The sequence below is a fragment of the Pantoea sp. ME81 genome (genome assembly GCF_903970985.1).
Lineage (GTDB): Bacteria > Pseudomonadota > Gammaproteobacteria > Enterobacterales > Enterobacteriaceae > Pantoea > Pantoea communis.
Window position 1 is genome coordinate 1 of the sequence record NZ_CAJCKS010000200.1, and the last position, 8,000, is coordinate 8,000.

At 53.7% G+C, this 8,000-nt stretch carries 8 protein-coding genes; 5 read left to right on the forward strand and 3 right to left on the reverse strand.

Annotated features, from left to right (window positions below; genetic code table 11):
• The 3 genes from H7A81_RS23750 to H7A81_RS23760 form a co-directional block, all read right to left on the reverse strand.
• A partial coding sequence (locus H7A81_RS23750; protein ID WP_182058902.1) for an ABC transporter ATP-binding protein occupies window positions 1–890 on the reverse strand: 890 nt, incomplete at its 3' end.
• Window positions 883–2,652 carry an iron ABC transporter permease gene (locus H7A81_RS23755; protein WP_182058903.1) on the reverse strand — a complete coding sequence of 590 codons (1,770 nt, stop codon included), beginning with the start codon at window positions 2,650–2,652 and terminating at the stop codon, window positions 883–885. The genes H7A81_RS23755 and H7A81_RS23750, both read right to left, overlap by 8 nt.
• A gap of 73 nt (window positions 2,653–2,725) precedes the next feature.
• Entirely contained in the window at window positions 2,726–3,814 is a 1,089-nt protein-coding gene (locus tag H7A81_RS23760) for an ABC transporter substrate-binding protein (protein WP_182058904.1), read from the reverse strand.
• A gap of 330 nt (window positions 3,815–4,144) precedes the next feature.
• On the opposite strand from H7A81_RS23760, the gene H7A81_RS23765 reads away from it, so the two are divergent.
• The 5 genes from H7A81_RS23765 to H7A81_RS23785 all read left to right on the forward strand — a co-directional run.
• Entirely contained in the window at window positions 4,145–4,915 is a 771-nt protein-coding gene (locus H7A81_RS23765; protein ID WP_160867811.1) for a hypothetical protein, read from the forward strand.
• Window positions 4,916–4,934: 19 nt separating this feature from the next.
• Complete coding sequence (locus H7A81_RS23770; protein ID WP_166934239.1) at window positions 4,935–5,561, forward strand: VTT domain-containing protein; 627 nt, start codon at window positions 4,935–4,937, stop codon at window positions 5,559–5,561.
• A complete protein-coding gene (locus tag H7A81_RS23775) occupies window positions 5,558–6,226 on the forward strand; it encodes a response regulator transcription factor (protein WP_182058905.1) in 669 nt (222 codons plus the stop codon). Before H7A81_RS23770 ends, H7A81_RS23775 begins: the two co-directional genes overlap by 4 nt.
• Window positions 6,202–7,542 carry an ATP-binding protein gene (locus H7A81_RS23780; RefSeq protein WP_182058906.1) on the forward strand — a complete coding sequence of 447 codons (1,341 nt, stop codon included), beginning with the start codon at window positions 6,202–6,204 and terminating at the stop codon, window positions 7,540–7,542. The genes H7A81_RS23775 and H7A81_RS23780 overlap by 25 nt, the downstream gene beginning before the upstream one ends.
• A gap of 20 nt (window positions 7,543–7,562) precedes the next feature.
• Window positions 7,563–8,000 (forward strand): undecaprenyl-diphosphatase (locus tag H7A81_RS23785; RefSeq protein WP_182058907.1); only part of this gene is annotated, 438 nt, incomplete at its 3' end.

Below are 8,000 nucleotides of genomic sequence, written 5' to 3' on the forward strand. Positions count from 1 at the left end.
TCAGCGGTGTCAGCGATATTCATACGTTCGACGCGAATCACCGCTGTCCCATCCTGTCCAACCCGCACATCGCCACTCGGTTTACCCCATAGCGCCCATTTTGCCCCGGCAATGCGCGCCCGGCCGCCTTCAACGTGGGTGATTTTGCCGTGCAGACGGTTATTGCTACCCATAAACTCAGCGGCAAACAGCGTTGAGGGCTGGCTGTACATCTCTTGCGGTGTGCCTTGCTGTTCAATCACGCCGTTATTCAGCAACAGAATACGGTCAGAGATCGCCATGGCTTCGTTCTGGTCATGTGTCACCATTAAGGCAGACAGTCCGAGACGAATAATCAGCTCGCGCAAGAACACGCGCGCCTCTTCACGCAATTTGGCATCCAGGTTGGAGAGCGGCTCATCCAGCAAAATCACGGGCGGGTTATAGACCAGCGCACGACCAATCGCCACGCGCTGCTGCTGACCGCCGGAAAGCTGATGCGGGTGGCGTTTGCCAAGATGCCCGAGCCCCAGTTGATCCAACACCGCCTGAACGCGTTGATTAATCTCTGCTGTGGCCACTTTGCGCAACTTGAGCGGGTAGGCCACGTTCTCAAATACGGTTTTGTGCGGCCACAGCGCGTAGGACTGAAAAACCAGGCCGAGATTGCGCTCTTCAGCTGGGATTTCACTTTTCGGCGTGCCATCAAACACCACATTTTTGCCGATAGTAATGCGCCCCTGTGACGGTTTTTCCAGACCAGCCACGGCACGCAATAAGGTGGTTTTGCCGCTGCCGGATGGGCCCAGCAGTGAAACCACTTCGCCTTTTTTCAACTGCATCGATACGCCTTTCAATACAGGATTATCGCCGTACATCAGATGCAAGTTATCTACCGATAATTCAATCATGTAATTTCACTCCAAAGCGTAACGCGATGCCGAGGCCGATGACCACCAGCACGATATTAATCAGGGAGAGCGCAGCCACGATATCAATGGCGCCCGCTGACCACAGTGAGACCAGCATTGAACCGATGGTTTCGGTGCCGGGTGACAGCAGATACACGCCCGTTGAGTATTCGCGCTCAAAAATCAGGAACATCAGCAACCACGAGCCAATCAGGCCATGGCGTGACAGCGGTACGGTCACGTGACGCGTGGTTTGTCCCGGGGTGGCACCCACGCTGCGTGCGGCTTCTTCCAGTTCCGGGCCGACCTGCAACAGCGTTGAGGAGATCAGGCGCAAGCCATAAGCCATCCACACCACGGTGTAAGCCAGCCAGACGCTAAAGATGGTTTGACGCAGGGAACGCAGCCAAACGATAAAATTCTCACGCAGCCAGTCAGCAACCGGCAGGCTGGAGAGCCAGCCGTTTTTCAGGGACTGATCGAGCCACATCGGAATGAACAGGAACACCCAGAGAAAAGCCAGACCGGCTAACAGACCCGGCACGGCACGCGGCACCAGCACGCTGTAATCCAGGAAGCGTGTAACCTGATCCTGCTTGCGATGCATGGCGATGCCGACAAACAAATAACAGATCACCGCCACCGCGCCGCCGATCACCCCAATCAGCATCGAGTTGACGATGGCACGCAACAGATTGGGTTGATCCCAGATACTGCGGAAGGTCGCGAAGGATATTTCATCCCACAGTGAGACGCCGACGCCCCAATGCGAGATGAACGCACGCATCACCACGCCCAGTAGCGGTACGCCGATGGTGATTGTTAGCCAAGCCAACACCACCGCACCGGCAATCCAGCGCCATTTACCCAGCGGCAGGGCGCGCGCTTGTGACGCTTTGCCTTTCATGGTGACAAAACGGTTGGCGGTGCGCATCAGCCAGCGCTGCAGCATCACCAGCGGCACGGTGAAGCAGATCAGCACCACCGCCACGGCGGCCATCAGGTGGTATGAAGGGGTGCCGAGTTTGTTGGTCAGCTTATACAGATAGGTGGCGAGCACCATGTTGCCTTCCGGATCGCCCAGTACCAGCATCAGGCCGAACACCTCTAACCCCAGGAAGAACAGCAGCACACAGGCATACAGAATCGAAGGGCGCACCATCGGCAGGCTGACCGAAGTCATCACCTGCAACGGTGAAGCGCCGACTGTGCGCGCGGCTTCCTCCACATCGGAGCTGACGCTGCGCAGTGCCGATGAAATATAGAGATAGGCGTGTGGCACGTGGGTGAGTCCGGCGATCACCACGATGCTGGTCATCGAGTAGATGTTCCACGGCACCACGCCAAACAGTTGATTCGCCCATTGAGACAAGAATCCCACCGGCCCGGCGGCAACCACATAGCCAAAGGCCAGCACCATCGGTGAGACAAAGATCGGTACCAAAATCAACGGCTCAATCAGGCGGCGTCCTGGCAAGTTGGTTCTGACCATCAGGAAGGCCAAAATACCGCCGAGTGGAATAGCAATGATCACCAGACCAAACGCCAGAATAAAGCCCGACTCCAGCGCCTTATAAAAATCAGGATCGGAGAAAATAAATCCAAAAGAACCGAGCGTCAGCTCTTTCTTTTTGGCAAAGAACGGCGCGGAGAGAAAACTCTGCACCACAATAAACATCAGCGGCACGTAAATAACTAATGCCGTGATCAGAAAAATCAATGCACGTGGCAAACTCTGCCACTTTTTCAGTAACCTGCTCATATGCCAACCCTATCAAACACCGGAGGCGAAAGGAGATGTTATGCGCCGCGACGAGCGCATAACGTGGGGAGCATTATTTCCCGGCGGCGGTACGCCACTGTTTAATAAATTCCAGGCGTTTTGCCGGTTCCAGATATTCCAGCAGAGATTCATCCACCGGAATCGGCTTCAAGGCGTTGCCCAACATTTTGGTCATACCGTCAATATCGTTTTTGCCTTCAATATCATTGCGCAGGGAAGGGATGTCCGCCTGATTCGCCAGAACGCTCTGTCCCTTTTCTGACAATACATAATCCAGCCACAATTTAGCGGCGTTCTCATGCTCACCCTCTTCGGTGATAAACGAAACGCGAGACAACACCAGGATATAATCTTTCGGGTAAGCGATGCCCAATGCCGGATCGTTCTTCGCTCGGGCTTCGGCATAAGAACCGAGAATATTAAAGCCAATCAAATTCTCGCCTGAAGAGACGCGCTCCATCATCGTGCCAGTCGAAGACTGAACCGTCAGCCCCCCTTTCGCCATCCCCGCCAGGTTTTCTTTGTATTGCGGATCCACTTTGCTGTCCTGAACCGTCAGCATGAAACCTAATCCTGATTTTTCAATATCGTAAGTGGTCACTTTATTTTTGAATTTAGCCGGATCGGCTGCAATCATTTTAGCCAGTGCGGTGTGAGAGTCAGGCGCGGTGTCTTTTGGGATGAGTTTATTGTTGTAAATAAACACCACCGGTTCATAGGTCGTGCCGTAGGCTTTGTTTTGCCACACCGCCCATTTTGGAATTTTTCCCTGCTCAGGAGAGGCATATTCCGCAGCGTAGTCGGTGGCCAGCTTCAACGCAGTATCCATGGATGAGCTCCACACCACATCACCGCTGCCGCTACCCGAAGCCTGCTCACTGATGTAACGGTTGTAGAGTTCGGTGCTGTTCATGTCGTTATATTCAACTTTGATGCCCGGATAGAGCGACTCAAAGCCTTTAATCAACGGGCCAGCAGCCTTAGTGTCAGTGGTTGAATACACCACCACTTTTCCCTCTTTTTTCGCCGCATCAATAACTTTCTGATACTCAGCGGGATAACCAGCAGGCACAGCGGCGAGCGCAGAGAAGGAGAGCCCAGCCATTACAGCGGTTGTTAAAAAACGCAGTGAGGTTTTCATACAGATCCTTTTGGTTACATTTGTTACAAGAATTTAACAGTAACCCATTGCGACCCCGATGCAATCCGCTCTGTAAAGTTTTTACAGCTTTTGTGACCTTAGTTAAATTATTCATTTCTTCGATAAATTATTTCACTCTCACTATTGGACTAATAAATCATTTTTCAGGGATGCGCTCATGGAATCCTTAATTGAACATTAAGAAAGAGATTCATTTATTCAGTTTTCAGAAAAAGATAATCACAAGCGGAAAAACTATTTTTCCCTTTTAAGGGAGATTTAAGTTTACCCGGTCATCATGAGCGCAATATGTTGACGGGGAAACCGATCATGACTGACACCTTCTCAGAATTAAAAGCGAAAGTACCGCAAGCCACGTTGTTGTTTTGGGTGCTAAAAATGATGTCGACGACGGTCGGTGAAACCGGCGCTGACTGGATCAACTTTGGGCTGGGCTTTGGGCTTACCGGCACATCCCTTATTTCTGCACTGCTGTTTTTATTCATCCTGCTATTTCAGTTGCGCGCACCCCGTTATATCCCATGGCTTTATTGGCTGACGGTGTTAATGGTGAGCATTACCGGGACCTTACTCACTGACTATTTGACCGATCAAATGCAGGTGCCACTGCTCTATTCAGTGGCGATGTTTGGATCGGGCCTGGTGATGGTGTTGATGTTTTGGCATCGCACTGAAGGCACGCTGGAATTCTCATCCATCAATACCAAAGGTCGTGAAATCTATTACTGGCTCGCCATTATGATCACCTTCGCGTTTGGTACGGCGCTGGGTGATGCGTTAGCAGAAAGATTATCGCTTGGTTACCTGACCACCACCTTGCTGTTTGCGGTGCTGATTGCGGCAACTGCGGCGCTCTGGCGTATCGGCAGGCTCAGCAGCGTGGCCTGTTTCTGGACGGTTTATGTGCTGACGCGCCCATTAGGCGCCTCCCTCGCCGATCTGTTCTCTCAACCGATTAAAGAGGGCGGATTGGGTTACGGCACCACGCCGGTCAATATTATTTTCCTGCTGGCGATGGCGATATTAATCGGCGCATCAACACTCTACGGCCACTCTTCGCGCCAGATATCTAAACTCTAACCCGATCAGGAATGAATATATGCTTCAGCATCTGATGGATTATCTCTCGGGCAGTCACCTGATTGCCCTGGTTAACGCCGACCCGTTGTGGGTGGTGGCGATCGTTGCGGTGATGATTTTATGTGAAACCGGTTTAGTCATTTTACCGTTTCTGCCAGGTGATTCGTTGTTATTCACCACAGGCGCCTTTTTACCGGCCACCTCTCTTTCACCTGTCACGGTGATCGCCCTGTTAACCGTTGCCGCGTTTATCGGCGATACGCTGAATTACCATATTGGCAAAGGTGCGGTGGGGCGGTTTATTTTACGGCGCCAGTGGCTGAAAGTTCAGCATCGTGAAAAGACGGAAGCCTTCTTTCGCAAATATGGCGCCGCCACCGTGTTTATCGGTCGCTTCGTGCCGATTGTGCGGACGCTCGCGCCGTTTATTGCCGGCCTGTCATCCATGCCTCGTTCGACATTCCTGCTGTGGAACTTCGCCGGTGGACTGGCCTGGTGTGGCGGTTTTATTGCGCTCGGTTATTTCCTTGGCGATATGCCCTGGGTGCGCGATCACCGCGAGTGGCTGGCGCTCGGCATCATTGGCGTTTCACTGCTGCCGGTGCTGACTGCGGTGATACGTCCTGCTCAGCAGGAAGAGTCATGAGAGTGTTGCTGGTCGAGGATGACCGCATGATCGGGGATGCGGTCTATGCGGCGCTAAAGGATGCCGCCTACGCCGCCGACTGGGTACGTGATGGCGAGCAGGCGCTGCTGAGTCTGGCCACGCACAGCTACGATTTGGTGCTGCTCGATCTGGGGTTACCGCGTCGCGATGGCGTGGAAGTGCTGCAACAACTGCGTCTGCAGGGCAACCAGGTGCCACTACTGATCGTTACCGCGCGCGATGCGCTGGAGGATCGTCTGAATGGCCTGGACGCGGGTGCCGACGATTATGTGCTCAAGCCCTTTGCCATGAGTGAACTGCTGGCGCGTGCGCGTGCGGTGATGCGGCGCAAAGCAGGGAATGCCGCGCCATTGATGAGCAATGGGTTCTTGACCCTCAATCCCGCAACCCGGCAGGTGTGTCATCTTCAACGCGATGAAACCCACACGCTATCTGCCCGTGAGTATGCCCTGTTGCAGGCGTTAATCGCCCAGCCCGGTCAGATTTTTTCGCGCAGCGAGCTAGAAAGCAAAATTTACGGCTGGGGCGAAGAGGTTGAGAGCAACGCGATTGAGTACTTCATTCATTCGCTGCGTAAAAAGCTCGGTAGTGATGCGATTCAGAACGTGCGGGGCGTGGGATGGAAAGTCTCAAAAGACGCCTGAGTGAATCAGTGCAATTACGTCTGTCGCTGGTTTTGTGTGTTGCCGTCGGCAGTATCGCTTTTCTTAGCGGAGTGTTGGGTTTTCTCTCTGCCTGGGATGAAGCGCATGAGTTGCAGGATTCGTCGCTGCAACAAATCGCCAGTCTGGCGAAAGATGGCATGTTGACGCCCGGTAAGAGCAGTTTCATCAGCCCGCCGCTACAGGATGAGGAGGGCTCGCGCATTGTGGTGCACTTCATCATGCCTGCTGCGGCGCCCGTCGCTGATTTTGTACTGCCTGCACAGCTTGAGGCGGGTTTTCACACGCTGAAAGTCAATCAACAACGCTATCGCGTGCTGATAGAAAACATGGCTGGTGGCGTGCGCGTCGCGGTGGCGCAACGTGCTTCGGTGCAGGAAAGCGTTGCACTCTCTTCGGCGCTACGCACCTTAGTGCCGTTCGGCATTCTTTTTCCGGTACTGCTGTATCTGATTGCTGATCTGGTGAAGAAGATTTTCCGCCCGATTCGCCAACTGGCGGCGGAGGTCGATCAGCAACGCGACAGTGCGTCAATGTCACTGAATGGTGCGACAATTCCGCATGAAATTCAGCCCTTTATCACTGCCATCAATCGCTTGCTACAACGGTCTTCTGATGCCATCACGCAGCAGCGACGTTTTGTTGCGGATGCCGCCCACGAACTTCGCTCACCGCTGACGGCGCTGATGCTGCAATCCGAACGGCTGGCAAGTAGCGAACTGCCGCCGGAGAGCCAGCATCGGCTAAGTGATTTGCGTGCAGGTATGCAACGCGCCAGTTGGCTGGTGGAGCAGTTGCTGACGCTGAGCCGCGCTCAAAGTGGTGAAGCCGGAGTGCTGCCGCCCGTGGAGCGCACACAGGTTTTTGCGGTGATGAAGCAGGTGATTGCCGATCTGCATCCGTTAGCTGAGCACAAAGCCCAGGATCTGGGGGTGCTCAGTATCAGCGATGCGGAGGTGATGGTGCGCCCCTCTGATCTCTATACCGCGTTGCGCAATCTGTTGCACAACGCCATCCACTACACGCCGGAGGGAGGATGCATCGATATCGCTATCGAACAGCATCCCCGCCAGGTGTTGATCACCATCGAAGACTCCGGTCCGGGTATTCCAGCCGATAAGCACCATCGGGTGTTTGACGCTTTTTATCGCATGGAAGGCAATGACGCCAACGGCTCAGGCTTAGGTTTGTCGATTGTCCACGCCATGCTGGTTCGCATGCAGGGTGAGGTGGCGCTATCAGCCGCCACGCGCTTCCCATCGGGTTTGAAGGTAAGTGTTTCCCTGCCACTGGCTTAATTGATTACAAGGAGATAGCGATGTTTCTGACATCTGAAAATGCGGAAAATATTAACGACACGGTTTTCCTGCTGCTGAATGCGCCGGCGCATGCATCGACGGCAATGCTGAGTTTTGGCAATGTCTGCGCGACGTGGCTGATATTTATCTACCCGCTGGCGTTGCTGGTTTACTGGTTTAGTTTCAACCGCAATCATCAGCAGGTGGCGTTGTCCGCTTTATTGACGTCACTGATAGCCTTAAGCATCAACGTGATCATCGGGGATTTCTTCCCGCATCCACGCCCCTTTATGGTGCCGATCGGCCACACCTTTATTTCCCACGTCGCAGACGCTTCATTCCCGAGCGATCATATGACACTGGCCTGTGCGATTACGATGAGCTTGTTATTTAGCCAACGGCAGATATCAGGTGCCGTGCTGCTGGTGCTCTTGCAGGGAAAGATGGATCTGCCCCGT